This window comes from Bifidobacterium sp. 2450, from assembly GCF_041900695.1.
GTDB classification, from domain to species: Bacteria; Actinomycetota; Actinomycetes; order Actinomycetales; family Bifidobacteriaceae; genus Bifidobacterium; species Bifidobacterium longum.
In genome coordinates this window covers 93,251-115,275 of sequence record NZ_JBHEEA010000005.1, presented here as the reverse complement: position 1 = coordinate 115,275, position 22,025 = coordinate 93,251, and the positions used below count along the sequence as shown (strand labels likewise).

The 22,025-nt window shown below is 60.0% G+C and carries 18 protein-coding genes; 17 read left to right on the top strand and 1 reads right to left on the bottom strand.

Annotated elements, in window-relative coordinates; translation table 11 throughout:
* Positions 1-177 precede the first annotated feature (177 nt).
* The gene (locus tag ACEUKI_RS03825; RefSeq protein WP_374156524.1) at positions 178-1,110 is read left to right on the top strand and encodes an MFS transporter; all 933 of its coding nucleotides are present in this window, start codon (positions 178-180) and stop codon (positions 1,108-1,110) included.
* A gap of 315 nt (positions 1,111-1,425) precedes the next feature.
* Positions 1,426-2,322 (top strand): alpha/beta hydrolase fold domain-containing protein, encoded by an 897-nt coding sequence (locus ACEUKI_RS03820; RefSeq protein ID WP_374156523.1) that lies wholly within the window; start codon positions 1,426-1,428, stop codon positions 2,320-2,322.
* Between the two features lie 201 nt (positions 2,323-2,523).
* Here the strand turns inward: ACEUKI_RS03820 and trmD are convergent, their stop codons facing one another.
* Positions 2,524-3,339, bottom strand: a complete 816-nt coding sequence (gene trmD, locus ACEUKI_RS03815; protein ID WP_374156522.1) for a tRNA (guanosine(37)-N1)-methyltransferase TrmD — start codon at positions 3,337-3,339, stop codon at positions 2,524-2,526.
* 73 nt (positions 3,340-3,412) lie between these two features.
* Here trmD and ACEUKI_RS03810 point away from each other — a divergent pair, with 73 nt between their 5' ends.
* The 15 genes from ACEUKI_RS03810 (at position 3,413) to pstA (ending at position 22,012) form a co-directional block, all read left to right on the top strand.
* Positions 3,413-5,059 (top strand): U32 family peptidase, encoded by a 1,647-nt coding sequence (locus ACEUKI_RS03810; RefSeq protein WP_374156532.1) that lies wholly within the window; start codon positions 3,413-3,415, stop codon positions 5,057-5,059.
* Between the two features lie 80 nt (positions 5,060-5,139).
* On the top strand, positions 5,140-6,120 hold the full coding sequence (locus ACEUKI_RS03805; protein WP_374156521.1) for a polyphenol oxidase family protein: 981 nt from the start codon (positions 5,140-5,142) through the stop codon (positions 6,118-6,120).
* A gap of 79 nt (positions 6,121-6,199) precedes the next feature.
* The gene (locus ACEUKI_RS03800; RefSeq protein ID WP_115769948.1) at positions 6,200-7,075 is read left to right on the top strand and encodes an IspD/TarI family cytidylyltransferase; all 876 of its coding nucleotides are present in this window, start codon (positions 6,200-6,202) and stop codon (positions 7,073-7,075) included.
* 9 nt (positions 7,076-7,084) lie between these two features.
* On the top strand, positions 7,085-7,762 hold the full coding sequence (locus ACEUKI_RS03795; RefSeq protein WP_080785424.1) for a pyroglutamyl-peptidase I: 678 nt from the start codon (positions 7,085-7,087) through the stop codon (positions 7,760-7,762).
* A gap of 147 nt (positions 7,763-7,909) precedes the next feature.
* On the top strand, positions 7,910-9,478 hold the full coding sequence (locus ACEUKI_RS03790) for a cell division protein (RefSeq protein WP_115769947.1): 1,569 nt from the start codon (positions 7,910-7,912) through the stop codon (positions 9,476-9,478).
* Between the two features lie 114 nt (positions 9,479-9,592).
* Positions 9,593-10,939, top strand: a complete 1,347-nt coding sequence (locus ACEUKI_RS03785) for a C1 family peptidase (protein ID WP_374156520.1) — start codon at positions 9,593-9,595, stop codon at positions 10,937-10,939.
* 257 nt (positions 10,940-11,196) lie between these two features.
* Positions 11,197-12,330, top strand: coding sequence for a 3-deoxy-7-phosphoheptulonate synthase (locus ACEUKI_RS03780; protein WP_374156519.1), 1,134 nt, complete (start codon positions 11,197-11,199; stop codon positions 12,328-12,330).
* Between the two features lie 127 nt (positions 12,331-12,457).
* Positions 12,458-13,690 carry a 3-deoxy-7-phosphoheptulonate synthase gene (locus ACEUKI_RS03775; protein ID WP_080785420.1) on the top strand — a complete coding sequence of 411 codons (1,233 nt, stop codon included), beginning with the start codon at positions 12,458-12,460 and terminating at the stop codon, positions 13,688-13,690.
* Positions 13,691-13,813: 123 nt separating this feature from the next.
* Positions 13,814-14,527, top strand: coding sequence for a 5'-methylthioadenosine/S-adenosylhomocysteine nucleosidase (gene mtnN, locus ACEUKI_RS03770; protein WP_374156518.1), 714 nt, complete (start codon positions 13,814-13,816; stop codon positions 14,525-14,527).
* A gap of 272 nt (positions 14,528-14,799) precedes the next feature.
* Entirely contained in the window at positions 14,800-16,113 is a 1,314-nt protein-coding gene (locus ACEUKI_RS03765) for an MFS transporter (protein ID WP_080785418.1), read from the top strand.
* Positions 16,114-16,243: 130 nt separating this feature from the next.
* Positions 16,244-17,575, top strand: coding sequence for a sensor histidine kinase (locus tag ACEUKI_RS03760; protein WP_374156517.1), 1,332 nt, complete (start codon positions 16,244-16,246; stop codon positions 17,573-17,575).
* Between the two features lie 198 nt (positions 17,576-17,773).
* Positions 17,774-18,478 (top strand): response regulator transcription factor, encoded by a 705-nt coding sequence (locus ACEUKI_RS03755; RefSeq protein ID WP_179133499.1) that lies wholly within the window; start codon positions 17,774-17,776, stop codon positions 18,476-18,478.
* Positions 18,479-18,716: 238 nt separating this feature from the next.
* A complete protein-coding gene (gene pstS, locus ACEUKI_RS03750; protein ID WP_115770620.1) occupies positions 18,717-19,850 on the top strand; it encodes a phosphate ABC transporter substrate-binding protein PstS in 1,134 nt (377 codons plus the stop codon).
* Between the two features lie 210 nt (positions 19,851-20,060).
* Complete coding sequence (gene pstC, locus ACEUKI_RS03745; RefSeq protein WP_144169713.1) at positions 20,061-21,014, top strand: phosphate ABC transporter permease subunit PstC; 954 nt, start codon at positions 20,061-20,063, stop codon at positions 21,012-21,014.
* Positions 21,014-22,012, top strand: a complete 999-nt coding sequence (gene pstA, locus ACEUKI_RS03740; protein ID WP_179133498.1) for a phosphate ABC transporter permease PstA — start codon at positions 21,014-21,016, stop codon at positions 22,010-22,012. The genes pstC and pstA overlap by 1 nt, the downstream gene beginning before the upstream one ends.
* The last annotated feature ends 13 nt before the right edge of the window (positions 22,013-22,025 follow it).

Sequence of the window (22,025 nt, the reverse complement as noted above, 5' to 3'; positions counted from 1 at the left end):
ACGATTATCGTGGTGGAACAAGTCACAAAGTGACGGATAAAGGTCAATTTATTGACCAAACAACACTATGTGAACTCCGTATGCTGAAAGCACATTTGCAAAAGAAAGCAAATAGGTCGAAAACAAAGGAGCTTCATAATGAGCAACGAACCCGCCATCTTCGGCACCTAGGATACCGTGGCCGCACTGCCGCAAAGCGGTGGTGCACGCGCCCTGCTGAAAAGCGCGATTCTATCCCTGTCCCTGCTGCTGTGCAGCGTTTCCGTGACCATGGCCGTGGTCTCCAGCCTGAAGCAGGACTTCCCCAACGCCTCCACCATGGAGCTGCAGTCCTTCGTCAACGTGCCGGTTATCGCTGGCATCATGACCTTCGACTGGCACTACTTCTACTTCGTCTACTTCTTCGCTCTGCTGGTCTTCTTCTTCGTGCTGGTGTTCGTGCCGAACAGCGTGAACGAAATCGGTAAGGTCCACAAGAGCGAGCAGGCCGGTGCGGCAAAGCCGAAACGCACCAAGATGCCGTTCGGTGCCTACTTCGGCATGATCCTGCAGATCGTGTTCGCCACCGGTTACGGCTTCTACACGGTGAACCTGTCTCTGGCCGCTGAAGAAACCGGCGTGATCACTGCCGTCCAGGCCGCTACCGTGATGACCGTTGTGTCCATCTCCTCCTTCATCGGTGGCTTCCTGTTTGGCTTCGCCAAGCGCTTTGTCGGTATGTTCATCGGCATCATCGCCATCGCTATGGAAGCGGCCGGCCTGTTCCTCTGGGCCAACACCGCATCCCTGGGCGCATGGTATGCCGCTGCAGTGCTCTTCGGTGTCGGCTTCTGCTGGTTCATGCCGTACGTGAACTTCCTGGTCAACGAGCACACCGATCCGACCATCTCTGCTCAGGCCACCTCCTACGCCTTCTTCGGCAACTCGGTTGGCTCCTTCCTGCCGACGTACGCATTTGCCGCACTTGGCGCCCTCACTGGCCTGACCAGCACGTGGAAGTCGCTGAACGAAGCTGGCGTGATGATGATTATCTGCATCGTCATGGTGCTTGTCTTCAACGCCTTCGATAAGAAGAAGCCGGCAGCCGTGGAGGCTGAGCCAGCCAAGTAATCAAATAAGTAATCAATAATCTTGAGGGCGCTAGCCCCATGCATTGAATTCCCAACAGGCGGCGGTCGTATGGCCGCCACCTTCATAAGACAGGTACGCCATTGCCAATCCAATACGCCAAGTATTCCAATACGTCCGCCTGAATAATTTGGTCTATCAGCAATGAAGTTAAGGAACTATCATCATGAACTGCCCAACCGCTGACCACACTGCCCCTGATATCGAATCCATGGTGGCTCCGCCGTCCGCCCAGCCGCTTGACCCCATCCCGGCCCCGATTCCGGAAACCAAGAACTTCCCCCCCACATTGACGAAGTGCCGGAAGGCTGTATCGTACTCGATGAGCCGACCGAGGATTCCTTCGGCTACCCGGTTGATATGGAACAGGTCACGTACGCCACCCGCCAACTGGCAGACGGCACTTCCGTTGATATGCCATTGTGGGTGTTCACTCCCGGCACGGATAACATGCCTGAAGGCCAGATTCCGGAAGGTGGCTGGCCGATAATCATATTCGTGCGCGGCTCCGCATTCCATGAGCAGAACGTGCTTGACTACCTCAACTACTATGTGCGCATCGCCGAGAAAGGCTTTGTGGTGGCAGCCGTCAAGTACCGTGCCAGCGACGACGCCCCATTCCCCGCGCAGATGCAGGACTGCAAGACCGCAGTGCGTTTCATGCGTGCCAACGCTGAACGATTCCACGTCAACAAGGATCGTGTGGCGCTGTGGGGCGATTCCTCCGGTGGTCACACGGTGTTGATGGCTGGTTTCACTGGGGATACGGCTCCGGATACGCCGGATTATCAGCCGGTGAGTGCTGAGGTGAAGTGCATTGTGGATTGGTATGGTCCGACCGACTTCGCCATGATGAACCATTACCCCAGCTCCCAGAACCATCATGTCCCCGAATGCCCGGAAGGCATGGAGATCGGTGGCGTGAACGTTTTGGAACACCGTGATTTAAGCCGCAATGCCTCGCCTATGACCTGTCTGGATGCTGATCGTCCGACTCCGCCGACGTTGATCATGCACGGCGGCCGTGATTTGTTGGTGCCGTTCAATCAGAGCTGCCGCCTGTATGTCACGATGAAGGCGCTTAATAAGAATGTGACCTTCTACAAGCTTGGCAATGCCAGCCATGCTGCCTATGGATTCCGCAGCAATCGCGCCGTCGGCATAGTGCTCGATTGGCTTGCCGGGCGTCTGTAGTTCTTATTGGTATCGCCCTGCCCGGGTATTTCTCGCGTTGAGTAACAAGAAACGATAGAAATACTCGGAGATTGGGTTTTGTTCCGAAAATGTTGCGTTGACCCGTTCGGAGCGGGACACTCTCGAAAGCAGATGAGAACGGTCAGAGTTCGATTTCCCGGCCGATTACTCGGTCGTTTTTTCCCCCAATCGGTCCTCCGGTCAATCCGCCAGTCGGCGCGGATGGGCGGCGGAGACCTCCCAGCCCAAGGCCATCAGGGTCTTGCGGTCGGCCTTGCTCAGTGCCTTGCAATCCAAGGCCTCGATAAGATCAGGGCGAATCTCGGCGGTACGGGCCAGCGCTTCGTCGCGGCGAAAACGGTCCACCTTGCCGTGGTCGCCGGACAACAGCACGTCCGGCACCGCAATACCACGCCACACGGCCGGTTTGGTGTACTGGCGATGTTCAAGCAGCGCGCCCTCGCCGGTGTAGGATTCCTCAACAATCGAATCTGGGTTGCCCATGAACCCGGGCATCAGACGGGTGATGGCCTCAAGCATCACCGATACCGCTACTTCGCCGCCGTTCAGCACATAGTCGCCGATCGAATATTCGCGTACGTTGACGCCCTGGGCGCGGTAGTAGTCCGGGATGCGCGCATCGTAGCCCTCATACCGGCCGCAGCCGAACAGCAGATGGTCGGCATGGCTGAGCTCGGTGGCGTCGCGCTGGGTAAACAACGGGGCCGATGGGTTCGGGAAGATGAGCACCGGTGCGCCGGATGGAGCGGGGGACTCAGACGGCTGCGAGAATCCCAGCAGCTCGTCCAGGCATTCGCTCCACACTTCGGGCTTCATCACCATGCCGGCCCCGCCGCCGACTGGCGTATCATCCACCGAATGATGCACATCGTGGGTCCAGTCGCGCAGGTTGTGCGCCTTGATCTCCAACAATCCCTTGGCCTGGGCTTTGCCCATCAGGCTGAGGTTCATCACCTCAAAGTATTCGGGGAACACGCTCACGATATCGATCTTCATGTCATCCAGCCTAACGGTAGCCCCTCCCGCATTACACGGCCACCACTACACTATTGCGGTGATGAATACGACGATGAACCTCCCCACCCGCAAAAAGCCCGAAGTGTTGTCCCCGGTCGGCAACCTGAGGGGCCTGAAAACCGCGGTCGATTATGGTGCCGACGCCGTCTACTGCGGCGGCAAAGCCTTCGGCATGCGATCGGCTCCCAAAAACCTTAGCCTTGAGGATTTCGAGGAAGGATCGCGCTACGCCCATGAACGCGGCGCTCGCGTGTACGTGACCTGCAACGTGCTGCCGCGCAACAACGAGATCGAAGCCATGCGCGAGTACGTCGGCCAGCTCAAAGACACCGGCGTGGACGCGCTGATCGTCTCCGATATTGGCGTGATGATGATGGCCCGTCAAGTGGCTCCGAATCTGGAACTGCACGTCTCCACCCAGGCCGGCGTGACTAATTATCAGGCTGCGAACGCCTTCTACGAGCTTGGTGCTCGCCGTGTGGTGTTGGCCCGCGAGATGGACTTGCAGGCCGTGCGTGATATTCGCGCTAACATTCCCGATGACCTCGACATCGAATGCTTCGTCCACGGTGCTATGTGCATGGCCTTCTCCGGCCGCTGCCTGTTCTCCAACTATCTGACCGGCCGCGATGGCAATCACGGCGAATGCGCCCAGCCATGCCGCTGGAAGTATTCGATCGTGGAAGAGAAGCGCCCCGGCCAGTACTTCCCGATCGAACAGACCGAGAACGGCGCCTATCTGTTCAATTCGCAGGACATGAATATGCTGGGGCACTTGGATGATTTGATTGACTCCGGTGCCACCAGCCTCAAAATCGAAGGCCGCGCGAAAAGCGCCTACTATATCGCCGCCATGACCAACGCCTACAAAACCGCGGTTAATGAATACATGATTCAACGCGGTTTTGAAGACGCTGATGGCAATGTTTTGAAGCCTTTCCACGACCGTGTGATTCGCCCGGGCGACCCCGATTTTGGCCAAGGAACCGAAGATCAAGTGATGCGCAATGCCGATGCCGCGTTCGCCGGTGTGGCCGATGAGGGATATGACCGTGGCTCTGATACTGCGGTTGCCGATTCGGTCATCGGCTCGGTTGCCGCAGAACGTGACCGCGTGACGGTTGCTGATGCCGCCGACTCAACTGCCTCTGGTACGCCGGCCGGCACCGCCGTCGAACCCGACGGCATGAGCTCTCACGCCCGTTCCACGCGCCGCAAGTCCAACACCGCGGTCGAACAGATTGAGACCGATTGGAAGCATGCGGCCGTTCGCCCGGCCCCACACGTCGAACTGCCCGAATGGCTGCTCGAGGAAACCGACAAGGTGGCCCACCGCGACTACTCCACCGGCTTCTATTACCCGGAGCACAAGGTCACACAGAACACCGACCGCTCCGCCTACTTCCGCTCATGGCTGGTAGTGGGCGAAGTGCTGAGCTGGAGCGCGGACGAAGACGGACGTGTCACGCTGATGAGCCGTAACAAGATCGAGCCCGGTCAACAGGTCGAATTCCTGCTGCCTGGCGAGAGACCATTGGTCTTTACCGTGCCGGAAACCGGCCTGCGCGATGCCGATGGCACGCCGGTACCCGCCATCAATAATCCGGCGCACGTGTTCTCGATGCCCTGCCCGCACCAGGTGCCCATCAACGCCGCCATCCGCTCGCGCGCCAAAAAGCCCACCCTCAAAGCCGAATAACCTACCACTTCGCCCCCGCTGACTGGGGGGGGTGGTCATGAAAATCATGAACACCGCCCGCACCCAAGAAAGAATGCCTTATGCCTGAATACAGCGAAGAAATCCTCGATTCCAACAGCATCAGCTCTACCGATAAAGCCGGTCGCCCTATTCCGGTGACCATCCCCATCGCACTGGCCTCCGGCATCAAGGTGGTGTACACCACGCGACTGGGCGGCCTGAGCACCGGCGATTACGGCAACCTGAACCTCGGCGGCAAGTCCGGCGACGAACCTGAGGCCGTGCTGTCGAACCGCATCGCACTTGCCGAAGCGGTGCAAGCCCGCCTATCGCTGGTCTCCCAAGTACATTCCGGAGTGGCTGTGGACGTGGACGACTCGTTCGTCATCAACACCCCCTTCGGCTTCGATGTGTCCGGCACACATGGTGAGACTGACACTCCGCACGTCATCGAGGCGGACGGCCAGGTCACCGCACAATCCGGCATCGCCCTAGGCATGTTCGCGGCCGACTGCCTGCCGGTGCTGCTGGGCGACCCAGTCACCGGTATCATTGGTGCGGCCCACTGCGGCCGTCGTGGTCTGGAGCGTGGTGTGATCGGCGCCACGGTAGACCTGATGAAGAGCAAGGGTGCCGACCCGGCGAACATCGTCGCCACACTCGGCCCGCGCATCTGCGGCGACTGCTATGAAGTGGGCGACGAGATCGCTGACCAGTTCATCAAGCGCTTCCCGCTGACCAAGACGAAGACCCGCTTCGGTGGTGCCGGCATTGACATCGCCGAGGCGGCAATGATCGACCTCGCTTTCGCCGGCGTACATCAGGTGGTCGATTCTATGCCGCGCGTGCACGCCGCCACCCAGTACCTTGAGGAAGATCCGGAACTCGCCGAACTGTGCCGCACGGACGGCGAAGGACCGGCCGAGCTCGCGGAGCGCATCGACAACATCAGCCACAGCATGTGCACGCTCGAAAACCCACTGTGGTACTCGCACCGCCGCGCCGCGCTCGCCAACAAAACACACGAAGGCCGCCTCCTCGCCCTCATCGTGCGTGACTAAGCGGAGAATGCGAGCACATTCCGTGGAGAAGATGTGATGCAGTTCACGGACGGCCAGCCCTCACCCTACGGTGGTGCCTATGACTGAGAGAGATTTCGATACCCCCGTCGAGACGCCTACCGTCCAGCCGGCCCCCGCTCAGGGCGCCAAACCGGCGCAAACCGTGCCGGTGGTGGCCGTAGTGCTGGCCGCCGGCTTCGGCACGCGCTTCGGCCCCGATAATCCCAAGCAGCTTGTCTCCGTGGGCGGCAAGCCCATCGTGTGTTGGAGCATTGATGCCTTTGAACATTGCGATCGCGTCAGCGACATCGTGGTGGTGGTCAATCCCAAGGTGCGCGGTGAAGTGGAAACGTTGGTTGGCGAGATGGGTTACACCAAGGTCCGCGTCATCATTGACGGCGGTGACGAGCGTGTGGACAGTACCGCCGCCGCGCTCGACATGCTGGCTACGGCTGGCATTCCGGACGATGCCAAGATTCTGATCCATGACGCCGTCCGTCCGTTCGTGGAACAGTCCGCCATCGACGGTTCGATTGATGCGCTCGACCAGTTCACGGCCGCGACCGTGGCCTACGCCTCAACCGACACCGTGCTGTTGACCGAGGATCTGGGCGATTTGAAAGTGGTCAAGTCGGTGCCGGACCGCCCGAACACCTTCCGCGCGCAGACCCCGCAATCCTTCCGCTTCGCGACGATTCGTCACGCTTACGAGTTGGCTGCCGCCGACCCGGACTTCCATCCCACCGACGACACGCGCGTAGTGGTCGATTATCTGCCTGATGAACCCGTCGCCATTGTCTCCGGTGCGGAAACCAACCTGAAGATCACCACGCTGGAGGATATTCCCACAACTGAGCGTATCGCCGAGGAGATTCTCGGTCGTGATCCCAAGGAAGAGGCCCGCGCCCGCATGCACGCCCTGCTGGCCCAAGCGGCCGGCCAGATGCATCGCTAGACTGGCATTATGCGTGAACTCAATGTTGTGATCTCCGGCTTCGACCACTATGACGGCGTGGAGGTCAATCCCGCCGTCGAAGTGCCCAAGGCCATCGCCGAGCAGGGGCTGGGCGTCTCCTCTGCTCCGGACGATCCGTTGGAGCAGGTCGCCGTCACCGTCCATGCCGTCAGCATCCCGGTGAGCTTCGCCAAAGCCTGGCCCACGCTGAAAGAGACGATTGAGGCCACCAAGCCCAATATCGTCATCGCCACCGGGCTCAAGCACGCAGCCCGAGGCGTGATGCTTGAACGATGCGCCACCAACCTGATGGACGCGATCAAGCCGGACGCGGACAACGTGACCCCACGCCGCGAACCCATCGACCCCAATGGCCCGGCCGCCTATTGGACCCGCCTACCGTTGCGCTCGATCCTGAATGATTTCACGGACGATTCGATCCCGGCCACCCTGAGTTCGGACGCAGGCACGTTCGTATGTAATTCACTGTTCTACAACTTGCTCAACTGGACCGCCACCCAGGAGCGGGTGCTGGGCGGATTCGTCAGCTTCCCGCCGGTCGTACCGGCGGATTCCAGCCAGCGTGGTCTGCCACTCGACCAGCAGATCGCCGCTGGCCGTGATGTGGTGTGCGAAGCCGTGCGCTACTATCTCAAGCCCTCCAGCTCCGACATCCTCATCGCCTAGCACGCTGCGCGCCACGCCGGAATAGAACATGGTTCGCACGCATTGTAACGATTGCGCGTCGCTCAACGCCCAGCGTTAGTGCGATGCGCTACAGTGCTTCAAGGATGTGCCAAGAGCTTTATGCGTGTGCGAAAGGAATAAACAGCGATGGTGGATCGTTTCCCGGTGGTGCTGCGAGGATATGACAAGGAGAAGGTTGATGCTGCCTTCGACGCTACTCAGGAGAGTGTGAAGCGTGCGCAGCAGACGTTGGCCAGCATGCGTGAGCAGATTGCGGCGGATGACGACCGTATTCTGCAACTGCAGGCCCAACTTCAGGAAGAGAAGAACAAGAAGCCGGAAGGCAACAGCTTCGCTTCCCTGGGAGCGAACGCCCAGCAGATGCTCGCCTCCGCCGAGCAGACGAGTACCGAACTGCTGGAACGCGCCAAGCAGGACGCGTCCTCCATCCGTACCACGGCTCAGGCTCAGGCCGAAACACTGATCAACAACGCCAAGCTGGATGCCCAGCATATCGTTGACGACGCCAATGCCAAGGCCGCCTCGATTCTGACGAACGCCAACAATCAGGCCGAATCAGTGACCACCTCCGCCAACGAGGACGCCGCACAACTGCGCTCCGAAACCGCCAAGACCATCACCGAACAGCGTCAGACCGTCGAGCTTGAGCTCAGCAACGCGCGCGAAGAGCACACCAAGAAGATGGCTTCCGAACGCTCCACTCAAGAGCGCGAAATCGCCGACATGAAGGCGGAAGCGACCCAGCAGGTTGCCGCAATGCGCAAAAGCGCCAATGAGGAGATCACCAAGTTTAAGTCTGATTCCAACGATCAGATTGAGGCGGCGCTCGCCGAGGCCAACAAGAAGCTCGCCGACGTGCGCGAGCAAGTGTCCAAGATGATGACCGAAGCCCAGCGCAAGGCCAGCGAAATCATTGATGCGGCCAAAACCAAGGGTCAGGAAATCACTGATGAGGCCGAGGTCAAGCGCACCAGCACGATGAGCCAGGTCAACGCCGAGGTCGAGCAGATCCGTCACGACATCGCCGCTCAGCAGGATGAGGCCACGAAGAAGGTCAACGAACTGCTGCAGCACCTCGAAGAGCGTCGTGTGGCGGCCAAGCGGGAAGCCGATGAGTTGGTCGGCCAGGCCAAGAACACTCGCGACCAAGCCGATTCGTATGCCGCGTCCAAGCGCGAGGAGGCGGACATCCAGGCCGCCGCAATCGTACATAAGGCGGGCGAGGAAGCCGATGCGCAGATCGAGGAGCGTCGCGCCGCCGCCCAAAGCGAGCTTGACGGTCTGTCCAAGCGCATCGCCGATCTGCAGGAACGCGAGTCCGTCATCACCCAGCGTGTTTCGGAACTGCGTTCTATGTTCTCGCAGGCGTTCTCCGGATTCGCTTTCGGCGGTAATGCGGCGGCCTCTGGTCAGGATCAGGAAGCCGCTGCCGTGGCGTCATTGCCGGTGGTTGCGCCCGTCCCGGAAGTCAAGCCTGTACACAACGAGGCCGATGATCAGCCGGGTGAGTTGAGCGGAAACGAGTCGGCTGCCGACGATCACAATGAGACAGATGCGGCACCGGCTGATTCGGCTGATTCGGCTGCACAGAATGAGCAGTCCGAATCGTCTGAGCCGTCCGAGCACCAGACACAGGGCGAACCGGAGGCCCCGACTCAGGAGAATCCAGCCGTATCTGAGCAGAACGGCGAATGACAGGCCTTCGATTAGACTACTAGCGGTAAGAATTACGGCACCTGCGCTTTCGAGCCAGGTGCCGTATTCGTTTGAATCTGCGCCACAAGCGCACCATCACAGAAGGAGTATGACATGAGTGAATTGACGCCTCTGACCGACGAAGCGTTGAATACCCTGCGCGGCGATTTCGCACAGAGCGGCACCAACCGTCTGGCCATGAACGCGGTGACCGCCGCCGGCATCGACAAGGTGGCTCGCAATTATGACCGCGCTCGTCTGATGCAGCGTCGTTTCTCCACCATCGTTGACAATGGCGAAGCCACCCATCAGGATCGCTCCGGCCGCTGCTGGCTGTTCAGCTCCCTGAACGTGGCCCGTTTCGTGGCCAAGAAGAACATGAACTTGAAGGAGTTCGAGTTCTCCCAGAACTACGCGATGTACTACGACAAGCTGGAGCGCGTCAACTACTTCCTTAAGGATGTGGCCGCTCTGGTGGCTGCCGGAGAGCCTTCCGACTCCCGCCTGATGCAGCACCTGCTCGCCGACGTGATGGGCGATGGCGGCCAGTGGACCATGGCCATGAACGTGTACAAGAAGTACGGCGCTGTGCCCAAGGACCTGTTCCCGGAGACCGAATCCTCCAAGAACACCGGTGAAATGAACACCCAGCTGCGCCACATGCTGCGCACCGCCGTGGCGCACATGTACGCCGCTGACGGCGATGCCTCCAAGGTCGAGTCGATTATTGCCGACGCCACTGCTGCCGGCCACCGTATTCTGACCATCCACCTGGGCGAGCCGCCGGTTTCCTTCGACTGGGAATGGACCGACAAGGATGGCGAATTCCACCGCGACGGCGAGATTACACCGGTTGAGTTCTGGAAGAAGTACGTGGGTCCGGCTGATCTTGAGGACTACGTGTGCCTGGTGGACGATCCGCGCACTGAACACGCCAAGGGCAAGAAGATCGGCATCGAGCACCTCGGCAATGTGGCTGGCGGCGACGCCACCGAGTACCTCAACGTGCCAAACCAGTTCATGAAGGACTGCGTCAAGCAGATTCTCGTTGAGCAGGGCATTCCGGTATGGTTCGGTGCCGACTGCCACCCGTTCATGGACCGTGAGAACGGCGCTTGGGCCACCGACCTGTTCGAGTACGGCCGCGTGTACGACGTGGACTTCGATTTGGACAAGGAAGCCCGCGTGCGCTTCGGCGACTCCGCCATGAACCACGCCATGGCTTTCGCCGGCGTTGACGTGGCCGACGACGACACCACCCGCCGCTGGCGCGTGGAGAACTCTTGGGGCACCAAGATCGCCGACAAGGGCTACTTCACCATGTCCGACGACTGGTTCACCGAATACGTCTACGAGGTAGCCGTCCCGAAGGCCCTGTTGCCGGAGGAATACCAGAAAGCCCTCGAAGAGCCAGCCACCATGCTCCCCGCATGGGACCCGATGGGTGCTTTGGCCAAGTAGCACGCGAAGCGTGCGTCGGCCAAAGCGCCTGAGGCGACAGGCCGTGAAACGAACAGCCCAGTGGGCTGTTCGTAGGCCTGGCTCACGGTCGTAAGACCGTGAGGGACGCCGAAGGCAGCATTGAGCCTCGCCGTAGGCGAGTCCATAATCGCAAGGGCTCGGAGAGCATTGGCCTGATAGCTGCTATAGTTGGGCCTTCGTGCAACGTGCACGCAAGGCCCAACTTTATAGTCGTATACAAGGAAAGGAGTCGAGCAATGGCAGCACTACGTGGTCCGGATAGTTCCGAGGATGAACGTCGTTTGGGGGAGCAGGCCGTCTTTCCCGAGACCGTCGATGTCAACATTCGTCAGCTTGACCCCATTCCCGCGCCGCGTGCCTTCCTGAGGGAGCAGCCGCTTACCGATGAGATGAGCGAGCTCGTGCTCCACTCGCGGCAGGAAATCCGCGATGTGCTCAACGGCCGCGATGACCGACTGCTCGTCATCGTGGGCCCCTGCTCAATCCACGACACGAAGGCCGCGCACGAGTACGCAGAAAAGCTGGCTGCCGTCAAGCGCGAGTTGGAAGACCGACTCGTGATCGTGATGCGCGTGTACTTCGAGAAGCCGCGCACCACCATCGGCTGGAAAGGCCTCATCAACGACCCCGATCTGGACGGTCGCTTCAATATTCGTAAGGGCATGTGGCTGGCCCGTAAGGTGCTCACCGACGTGCTGAGCCTCGGCTTGCCCGCCGCCACCGAATGGCTTGACCCCATCACCCCGCAGTACATCTGCGACGCGATCAGCTGGGGTGCCATCGGCGCGCGTAACACCGAATCCCAAGTCCACCGCGAACTGGCCAGTGGCCTGTCCATGCCGGTGGGCTTCAAGAACTCCACCGACGGTTCCATTAAGGCCGCCGCCGATTCCTGTTTCGCGGCCGGCTTCGAGCATCACTTCCTGTCCATTAACTTGGACGGTCGCGTGATTTCCGCTGAAACCAAAGGCAACCCGGACTGCCATCTGGTTCTGCGCGGTTCCAGCCACGGCCCGAACTACGATGCCGAATCCGTGCGTCAAGCTATGGAAGACCTCAAGGTTTCCAAAGCGTCCGGCCCGAGCCAGCATGGCCTCGTCATCGATGCCGCCCACGGCAACTGCGGCAAAGACGAAAACCGCGAAGCCGAAGTCATCGAAGAGATCGCTGAGCGCCTGGCGCACGGCGAACAAGGCATCACCGGCGTAATGATGGAAAGCTTCTTGGTCGGCGGTCACCAAAAGCCGGCCCCGCTCGACCAGTTGGTCTACGGTCAGTCCGTCACCGACTCTTGCGTGCCGTGGGAACGCACCAACGAGCTGCTGCACACCCTAGCTGACGCCGTCACCGCTCGCCGCTCGGCTAAGTAGTTTTGTCTTTGTAGAAGTGCTCACTGAGACCCACTCAGTGAGCATTTTTGCCAATAACGGTGGTCATGTCAGTTTGTTCCCGTGACATCTTATCCTTGGGAAAGATACTGACCCAAGGAGAGATGTTATGCAGCAGCAGGAGGAAGCAGCACATTCGCTGCATCCGTTGCAAGTCGGTCCGCAGCCGTTGAACACCCCAGAAGAGCTTCGCGCCATTCGTCAGGCGATGGGGGAGGGGAAGAACCCGCTCGTTGCCACTGATGTGCCGCGCTGGGAAGATCAGGTGGGTGTCAGTCGCATCATCAACCGCCGCGTATTGGAGTTGGAGCCGCTGCCCACGCCTGCGCAAGTGCTCGCTGAGCTCCCGCTGACCGATCAGGCTCAGGAAATCGTCGCCTACTCGCGTGATGAGATTCGCGCGTGCCTGTACGGCCAAGATGACAGGTTGTTGGTCATCGTCGGCCCCTGTTCGGTTCATGACCCGAAGGCCGCGCTGGACTACGCGCATCGATTGGCCAGGCTGAAGGACGAGCTCGGCGAGCAGCTGCTCATCGTCATGCGCGTGTACTTCGAGAAGCCGCGCACCACCATCGGCTGGAAGGGTCTGATCAACGACCCGGATATTGATGGCAGCCACAATATTCGCAAGGGCCTGTTGCTTGCTCGCAAAACCTTGCTTGGTGTGCTGAAGGAAGGATTGGCGGCCGCCACGGAATTTCTGGAGCCCACCAGCCCGCAGTTCATCTCGGACGCGGTGAGTTGGGGCGCCATTGGTGCGCGCAACACGGAAAGCCAGATCCACCGCCAATTGGCCAGCGGGCTTTCCATGCCGGTCGGCTTCAAGAACGCCACTGACGGCTCGGTGAAGGCAGCGGTCAACGGTTGCTTCGCCGCTGCTCAGCAGCACACGTTCTTCGGCATTGACCATCTGGGGCGTGCCTGCGCAGTCGAGACCCTTGGCAACCCGGACTGCCATGTGGTGTTGCGCGGCTCGATTCACGGCCCGAACTACGATGCCGAGTCCGTGGCCAAAGCCATGGAAGACGTACGCGCCGAAATGCCCGCCGAATCCGCAGCCTCGCACGGTCTGATTGTTGATTGCTCGCACGGTAACTCCGGCAAGGACGAGCATCGTCAGGCCGAAGTCGTGCGCAATATTGCCAGCAGAATTGCAGCTGGCGAACAGGGTATTACCGGCATCATGATGGAAAGCTTTATTGAAGGAGGCAATCAGAAGGCCGCGCCGCTTGATCAGCTGGTCTATGGCAAGTCGATTACCGACAAGTGCATCAGCTGGGAAGAAACCGAGGCCTTGCTGCGCGAGCTTGCGGAAGCCGTGGCCACGCGGCGTTGGCACTGAGTTGCGTCATCGGCTCTCTCACGGGAGCAATGTAACGAAACGTCTGACTACCCTTCAGCCCGCCATTCGGTGGCCAGCTCCCCTGACAAGGGGAGCCGAAAGTGTTGTGAAAGGAACTTACGTATGGGGATGAAAACTGTAGCTATTATTGGCGCATTGGATGAGGAAGTGGCGCTGATTGCCAAATCGCTCACGCATGTGACGCACACCGCCAAGGGCAACCTTGACATCGTGTCCGGCACGGTCGACTCCTTCGGTTCTGACGTCATCAAGGTTGCCGCAACGGTAGGCGGCATGGGACTGGTCAATGCGGCCGCCACCACGCAACTGCTGATTGACGAGTTCGCCCCGGACGCCGTGATTTTCAGCGGCATCGCCGGCAACCTCAACACCCACCTGCACATCAACGACGTGGTGCTCGGCGGCACCCTGCGCTACCTCGACACTGACATGCGGCTCGTAGGCCAGTGGAAGCCCGGAACTGCGGACGCTCCGGTGGAGGAATTCCACTCTGATGACCGTCTGCTGGAAGTTGCCGACGAAGCGCTTGCCAATGCGGGCATTATCCACATCACCGGCATCATCGCCTCCGGCAACTACTTCGTGGACACGCCCCAAAAGGTCGAGGAGGTCATCCGACTCACCGGGGCTGACGCCGTGGAGATGGAAGGCGCCGCCGTGGCACAGGTCGCCGCCCGCAATGACGTGCCGGCACTGGTGATTCGTGCCCTTTCCGACAACGCCGACACCGATTACGAGGTATTCAAGGAGTTCGACATCTCCGAGTACGCCGATACCGCCGCCCGTCTGGCTGTCGACATCGTCAAGCGCCTGTAGTCGGCGGGCTGGCCCGTCTCACCATCCACGTTTTGGGTATGATGACCACTATATGAGCGCTTTCAAACTATTGCTTATAACCTGAGCCATACTCGGTGTGCGGCACAGCGATGTGCGGGGTTCATCGCTGGGGCCACAAGCTGTACCAGTTCTTCTCCCGCATGCCGGTCGCTGTGCTCAATTCGTTAAGCGACGACAACACCGTCGCGAAGCATTGAATACACAATGCGCACGCTGCACTGGGGTTTATCTGCAGCATGAGGAGAGAAAAAATGACTGCAAGTGCAACCGCGGCTGTGACCAAACCGGTGAAGAAGGATTCGGTTCCTGAGATCATCGCCGCTTCCATGGTCGGTACGGCCATCGAATTCTACGATAACTACTGCTATTCCATTGCCGCTGCTAGCTACTTCGGCATGATCTTCTTCACGGACGTCGCCAAGTCCAACCAGACCCTCGCCACGCTGATGGCCTTCGTGACCTTCGCCGTTTCGTTCCTCGCCCGTCCGTTCGGCTCCATGCTGTTCGGCCACTTCGGTGACAAGCTCGGCCGTAAGAAGACGCTGGTTATCGCCCTGATGACCATGGGCATCGCCACCTTCCTGGTTGGCTGCCTGCCCGGTTATGAGCAGATTGGCGCATGGTCCGTCGTGATTCTGTGCATCTGCCGTGCCTGCCAGGGCGTGGGCCTCGCCGGCGAATGGTCCGGTGCCGCGCTGGTCGCCACCGAAAACGCTCCGGCCGACAAGCGCGCCCTGTACGGTTCCTTCCCGAACCTTGGCGCCCCGATTGGCTTCTTCTGCGCTTACGGCCTGAACCTGCTGCTCGAATCCAACCTGAGCAAGGAACAGATGATTGCTTTCGGCTGGCGTATCCCGTTCCTGTGTTCCGCCGTGCTGGTGATCATCGGCCTGTACGTGCGTGCCCGCATGTCTGAGACCCCGGTGTTCCAGAAGGCCACTGAAGAGAAGCGCACCTCCAAGCACCCGCTGCGCGACCTGCTGCCGTACTGGAAGGAAGTCGTGCTCGGCACCGTAGCCATGGGTATCACCTACACCCTGTTCTACGTACTCGGCACTTGGTCGCTGGCCTACGGCGTCAAGGGCTTGGGCTTCCAGCAGGGCGAGTACCTGCTCATGCAGATGTGCTCCGTGGTGTTCTTCGCCATCTTCATCGTGGTCTCCTGCGTGTACGCCGACAAGGTGGGTCGCAAGAAGGTCATGATTGCCGTGACCGCCGCCGCCTTGGTGCTCAGCTTCTTCGTGCCGATGCTGCTCGTGCACTCCGCCGCCCACATCATGATCTTCCTGTGCGTCGGCTTCGTGATCATGGGTGGTTTGTTCGGCCCCTGCGGCGCCTACCTGCCTGAGCTGTTCCCGGTGCACGTGCGCTACTCCGGCGCCGGCCTGAGCTACAACCTCGCCGCCATCTTCGGTGGCGCATTCGCTCCGACCATCGCCCAGGCCCTGGTTGCTTCCAAGTTCGGCGTTGCCGGTGTGGGCTGGTACATGGCCATCATGGCCGCCCTCGCCCTGCTCGCTCTGTTCCTGATCAAGGAAAGCAAGGACAAGGACTACGAGCTGTAAATAAAGCTCCCCATATTATGCTCCCGCCAGCGGGAGCATTTTGTTATGTCATCCCGCCAAAAATGAACAATAGACGAACTTACGTAGTTTGGGCATCTCACTACGCCTTGCACGTTTTACTCTGGAAATCATGGATATCTGGCAGATCGTCGTGATTGTGGTGCTCGCCGCGCTGATACTGGCGTGGGTTGCCGTCATCGCCTACAACAAAGGCCGCGTTTCAGGCCGGCTCGCCGCCGAACAGGACCTTTCCCGCGACGAGGATACGCGTTCTCTATTCGGTGATGATGCGCCCGTGCGCCCCACCGAGCGTCGCCTGATTGAAGTCCTGCCCGAAGCCCTGATTGTTACCAACCGCAACGGCCTGGTCCAATATTCAAGCTCCGGCTCAGTGCCATTCGGCCTAGTCTCCGGCGACCGACTCAACTCGCGCGAAGTCGAGGACATCCTCACTCAGGCCGCCGCCGACGGTGGCGTGCGTGAGCGTGAGGTTCAGCTGCCGGTCAATCGCAATTCCTATCCGTCCTCTAATGGCCGAGGACTGGAGGCCGGCCAGTCACGCCCGTCCAACACGCTGTATTTGCGTGTGCGCATTGGCGATATCGGCGATGACCTGTACGCCATCTTCATCAACGACATGTCCGAGCAGCGCCGTTTCGAGGCCGTTCGCCGTGACTTTGTGACCAACGTTTCGCACGAACTCAAGACTCCGGCCGGTGCCATCTCGCTACTGGCCGAAACCGTGACCGCCGCCGCCGATGATCCGGACGCCGTACGGTATTTTTCCGGCCGTATCTCCAAGGAATCCGCGCGCCTGACCGAACTGGTGCATCATCTTATCGACTTGCAGAAAGCCCAAAGCCCGCAAAGTGTGATTGATGCGCGGCGCATTTCCGCGCTGGATGTGGCACGCGCCGCCATCGCCGCCAATCAGACCCAAGCCGACTCCCGCCATGTGGATATCCGGCTGAGCGTCAACGGACAGTCAGTGCCCACGGAGGTCGAGGAGTTGACCGATGGCGGAGGTTCCTTGGAAGAATCAGGCAGCCCAGCCACGAGCGGTCCGATGATCAAGGCCGACAAAGAGGCCATGCAAACCGCCGTCAAGAACCTCGTGGAGAACGCCATCCATTACTCGCCCGAACACACCACTGTGGCGGTCGGCGTGGGGGAGCGCGATGGCAAAGTCACCATTCGCGTGGTCGATCAGGGCATCGGCATCCCCGCCAAATCACTGGACCGCATTTTCGAGCGGTTCTACCGGGTCGACCCGGCCCGCTCGCGCGAGACCGGCGGTTCGGGACTTGGCTTGGCCATCACCAAGCACTGCGTGCAGGAGAACGGCGGTCGGATTTCGGTCTGGTCGCGTACGGGGGAGGGGTCGACGTTCACCATCGAGCTGCCGGCCGCCCCGGATGAGGATGACGACGAGGCCCGGCCGGACGAGTCGACACAAGCGTAGGGCCTTGGTTGGTGACCGATATGGTGCCATTCCATTGCCACACAATCACACAGTGGGCGAGGTGCGCACACCGCGCGTAGCCCAATTACGCAATTACGTACTTTCAGGAAACAGCAGGCTAACGGAGAACAAATGGTTACGATAGTGTCGGAAAACTTTGCGCCTATGCGCACGGGGACATACCCAAGAAAGGCTACTATGACACGCATTCTTATCGTCGAAGACGAGGAATCCTATCGCGAGCCGCTGGTATACCAGCTCACACGCGAGGGATACGACGTGTCCGCCGCCGCCACTGGCGAGGAAGGTCTGGAACTGTTCACCAAGGGCGGCATCGATTTGGTGCTGCTTGATTTGATGCTGCCGGGCATTGACGGCACTGCACTGTGCCGTCGCATTCGTGAGCAGAGCCGTGTGCCGGTTATTATGCTCACCGCCAAGAGCGCCGAAATCGATAAGGTCGTTGGCCTTGAGATTGGTGCGGACGATTATGTGACCAAGCCGTACTCTTTCCGTGAGCTGCTGGCCCGCATCCGTGCCGTGATGCGTCGCAATCAGGCCACGGCCCAGGCTTCCGGCACTGTGGATGACGATATTCCGCTGGTGTGCGGCGATATCGCCATGCAGGTAGGCCAGCATCAGGTCACCGTACGCGGCGAAACCGTGTTCTTCCCGCTCAAGGAATTCGAACTGCTCGAATACCTCATGCAGAACAAGGGCCGTGTGATGACGCGTCACCAGCTGATCGACCGCATCTGGGGTTCGGATTATGTGGGCGACACCAAGACGCTCGACGTGCATGTCAAGCGCGTGCGCTCCAAGATCGAGGAAGATCCGGCGCACCCCAAGTATCTGACTACCGTGCGTGGTCTCGGATACAAGATCGATACTCCCGCGGAGTAAATGGAAGGCGGCCTTCGGGTCGCCTTTTTTGTCGTGGATTGTGGGCTCGCCGCAGGCGAGTCCGCTCCAAAAAACTACGTAGCCTCAACGTAGCCCACAAACATCCAAGTGTTCATCTTCTGTTTACTGATTTCGGTTTTGGGCCCTTGAAACCACCAATACGCTTGTAGTTGTCATGAATTGACCGGGCAGCGCTGAGCCGCCCGCGAATAGTTGATAGAGGGATTAAGTAATAATCATGCAGAAGAACATCCTCGTTCGCTCCATTGCCGCTCTGTCCGGCATTGTGATGCTCGCTTCCGTGGCCGCCTGCGGCGATAACACCGCCACCACGACCGACAACAGCTCCTCCTCCGATTCCGCTTCCAAGTCCACCCCGATCTCCGGCAACTTCTCGGGCGCCGGCGCCTCCTCTCAGCAGGCCGCCGTTGAAGCCTGGATCGCCGGCTTCCAGGGCACCAACCCTGAGGCCAAGATCGCCTACAACCCGTCCGGTTCGGGCGCTGGCGTGCAGACCTTCCTGACCGGTGCCACCGCTTGGGCCGGCTCCGACAAGGCCCTTGCCGATGACGAAGTTGAGCAGTCCAAGTCCGTGTGCACTGAAGGTACCGCCTTCGATGTCCCGGTCTATATCTCCCCGATCGCCGTGGTCTTCAACCTCAAGGGCGTTTCCGATGCCGGCAAGCACATCAACATGGACGCTGCCACCATCGCCAAGATCTTCGACGGCAAGATCACCAAGTGGAACGATCCGGCCATCGCCGATCAGAACAAGGACCTGAAGCTGCCCGACACCGCCATCACCGTGGTGCACCGCTCCGATAAGTCCGGCACCACCCAGAACTTCGTCTCCTACTTCAAGGACGTCACCCCTGACAACTGGACCTACGACCTCTCCGAGAACTGGCCGAACGAGGTTGGCCAGGGTGCCAAGGGCACTTCCGGCGTGATCTCCACCGTCAAGCAGGCTGACGGCACCATCGGCTACGCTGACTTCTCCCAGGTCGACGACCTGGGCACCGTGGCCGTCAAGGTCGGCGACAAGTACAACGAGATTTCCGTCGAGGCCGGCTCCAAGGTCATTGGGGATTCCAAGCAGGACGACACCGTTAAGGGTGACAACCGCATTGTCATCAAGATCAACCACGCCACCGAGGCCGAGGGCGCTTACCCGATCGTCCTGGTCTCCTACGACATCGTCTGCCCGGCCTACAAGGACACCAAGCAGGCTGAGTTCGCCAAGGCTTGGCTGACCTACGTGACCTCCGTCGAGGGCCAGAAGGCCGCTCAGGATGCCGCCGGCACCGCTCCGCTGCCCTCCTCCCTGAAGTCCGAGATCACCAAGTCCATCGAGGCCATCAAGACCAAGTGATGACGTCGGCCCGCAAGGGTCGTGTGGACTGGACCTGACAACTGAACGATAGACTGTAGTAGTAAGAGCAGTCGCCGCCAACTTTAAGCCGCAGTCGTAAGCCATACGGCTGCGGCTTAAGGCGGGTCAGGACCCGAACGGTTTGGCAACGTTACAGACGAAAACCGCACCACTTGAATACTTGATAACCACCCTATATAAGGAGAATCCGTGAGTTCGCAAGACAAAACGGCTGTGCAGCCAGTTGGTGGCAAGACCGCCGACAAGGTGTTTCGCGGTGTGGCATCCGCCTGCGGCATCCTGATCCTGGTTGTACTTGCCGCTGTGTTCCTGTTCCTGTTCTCCCGCGCCTGGCCACTCATCGGTGGCGATCAGGCCGCCAACAGCCAGACCGTGTCCAGCTTTACCGGCGGCAAGGCCAGCAGCTTCTGGGGCTACGTGCTCCCGCTGTTGTTCGGTACTGTGCTCGTGTCTTTGCTGGCACTGCTGATTGCCTTCTTCGTGTCCATCGGCATTGCGCTGTTCATTTCGCATTATGCACCTAAGAAGCTCGCCACCGCGCTGAGCTATGTGGTCGATCTGCTGGCTGCCATCCCGTCCGTTATCTACGGTTTGTGGGGCGGCCTGATTCTGGTGCCGGCCATCTACCCGTTCTGGAACTGGGTTGCCAACCACCTGGGCTTCATTCCACTGTTCGAGGGGCCGGCCGCCAACCCGCCGCGCACCGTCGCCACCGTGGCTGTGGTGCTCGCCGTTATGATTTTGCCGATTATCACCTCCATGTCCCGCGATATCTTCATGCAGACCCCGCGCCTGCACGAAGAGGCCGCGCTGGCGCTCGGCGCCACCAAGTGGGAGATGATTCGTCTGGCCGTGCTGCCCTTCGGCAAGTCCGGTATCGTGTCCGCCTCCATGCTGGCTCTCGGCCGCGCGCTTGGTGAGACGATGGCCGTGTTGATGATCCTGTCCCCGGGCCTCAACTACTCCATCAAGTTGCTGCAGGCCTCGCAGAACCAGACCATCGCCGCGAATATTGCCGCACAGTACCCTGAAGCCAACGATCTGGGCGTCTCCACGCTGATCGGAACCGGTCTGATTCTGTTCCTGATCACGTTCGTGGTCAACTTCATCGCCCGTAAGCTTACCGAGAAAGCGACTGCGTGATGACTGCTGCTGAGAACACTGAAAAGACTCCGATGGACGGCGCGCCCGAAATCGACTTCGATCGTTTCCGCCCGACCCGTTCCGCCATCCAGCGCCGTAATATCATGGACCACTTCATGTGGGTCCTGATCGCGGTGGCGTTTGTGATCGCCTGCATCCCGCTGATCTCCCTGCTGTGGACCACTATCGTCAACGGCATCAAGCGCCTGAACCTGAACTTCCTGAGCTACAACATGACCGGTGTGGTCGGTGGTAACCAGACCGCGTCCGGTGGTTACGGCGGCGTGCTGCACGCCATCATCGGTACTCTCGAAATCACCGCTGGCGCTATGGTTATCTCCATTCCGATCGGTTTGATGTGCGCCGTGTACCTGGTCGAATACTCGAACCGCGGCAAGCTTGCCACCACGATTTCCCTGCTCGTCGACGTGATGAGCGGCATCCCGTCCATCGTGGCCGGCCTGTTCGCCTTCTCGATGTTCATGATTCTGCTGGGCCCCGGTACCATCAACGGTTTCGAAGGCTCCGTGGCTCTCTCCCTGCTGATGCTGCCCACCGTGGTCAAGTCCAGCGAGGAAATGCTCAAGATCGTGCCGAACGATTTGCGTGAGGCTTCCTTGGCTCTGGGCGTTACCAAGCAGCGCACGATTACCAAGATCGTGCTGCGCACCGCTCTGCCGGGCATCGTCTCCGGTGCCATTCTGGCCATCGCCCGCGTGATTGGTGAGACCGCACCGTTGCTGATGACCGCCGGCTACATCTCCAGCACCAACATGAACCTGTTCTCCGGCCAGATGACCACCCTGCCGGTGTTCGTCTACCAGGAGTACTCGAAGCTCAGCGCGAACTGCCCGCCCAACGCCGACGCCACCTGCGTGACCACGATTCCGATGGAACGTGCGTGGGCTGCGGCTCTCGTGCTGATCGTCATCGTGCTGCTGCTGAACCTCATTGGCCGAATCGTGGCGAAGGTCTTCGCCGTCAAGACCGAGCGCTAAGCCAATCGCTAAG

Excerpts from the sequence above, each read along its gene's own strand:
- ACEUKI_RS03795 (WP_080785424.1), top strand. The coding sequence starts at position 7,085 with ATGCGTGAACTCAATGTTGTGATCTCCGGCTTCGACCACTATGACGGC.
- ACEUKI_RS03800 (WP_115769948.1), top strand. The coding sequence starts at position 6,200 with ATGACTGAGAGAGATTTCGATACCCCCGTCGAGACGCCTACCGTCCAG.
- ACEUKI_RS03760 (WP_374156517.1), top strand. The coding sequence starts at position 16,244 with ATGGATATCTGGCAGATCGTCGTGATTGTGGTGCTCGCCGCGCTGATA.
- trmD (WP_374156522.1), bottom strand. The coding sequence starts at position 3,339 with ATGAAGATCGATATCGTGAGCGTGTTCCCCGAATACTTTGAGGTGATG.
- mtnN (WP_374156518.1), top strand. The coding sequence starts at position 13,814 with ATGGGGATGAAAACTGTAGCTATTATTGGCGCATTGGATGAGGAAGTG.
- ACEUKI_RS03755 (WP_179133499.1), top strand. The coding sequence starts at position 17,774 with ATGACACGCATTCTTATCGTCGAAGACGAGGAATCCTATCGCGAGCCG.
- ACEUKI_RS03785 (WP_374156520.1), top strand. The coding sequence starts at position 9,593 with ATGAGTGAATTGACGCCTCTGACCGACGAAGCGTTGAATACCCTGCGC.
- pstA (WP_179133498.1), top strand. The coding sequence starts at position 21,014 with ATGACTGCTGCTGAGAACACTGAAAAGACTCCGATGGACGGCGCGCCC.
- ACEUKI_RS03810 (WP_374156532.1), top strand. The coding sequence starts at position 3,413 with ATGAACCTCCCCACCCGCAAAAAGCCCGAAGTGTTGTCCCCGGTCGGC.
- ACEUKI_RS03775 (WP_080785420.1), top strand. The coding sequence starts at position 12,458 with ATGCAGCAGCAGGAGGAAGCAGCACATTCGCTGCATCCGTTGCAAGTC.
- ACEUKI_RS03780 (WP_374156519.1), top strand. The coding sequence starts at position 11,197 with ATGGCAGCACTACGTGGTCCGGATAGTTCCGAGGATGAACGTCGTTTG.
- ACEUKI_RS03805 (WP_374156521.1), top strand. The coding sequence starts at position 5,140 with ATGCCTGAATACAGCGAAGAAATCCTCGATTCCAACAGCATCAGCTCT.
- ACEUKI_RS03765 (WP_080785418.1), top strand. The coding sequence starts at position 14,800 with ATGACTGCAAGTGCAACCGCGGCTGTGACCAAACCGGTGAAGAAGGAT.
- pstS (WP_115770620.1), top strand. The coding sequence starts at position 18,717 with ATGCAGAAGAACATCCTCGTTCGCTCCATTGCCGCTCTGTCCGGCATT.
- ACEUKI_RS03790 (WP_115769947.1), top strand. The coding sequence starts at position 7,910 with ATGGTGGATCGTTTCCCGGTGGTGCTGCGAGGATATGACAAGGAGAAG.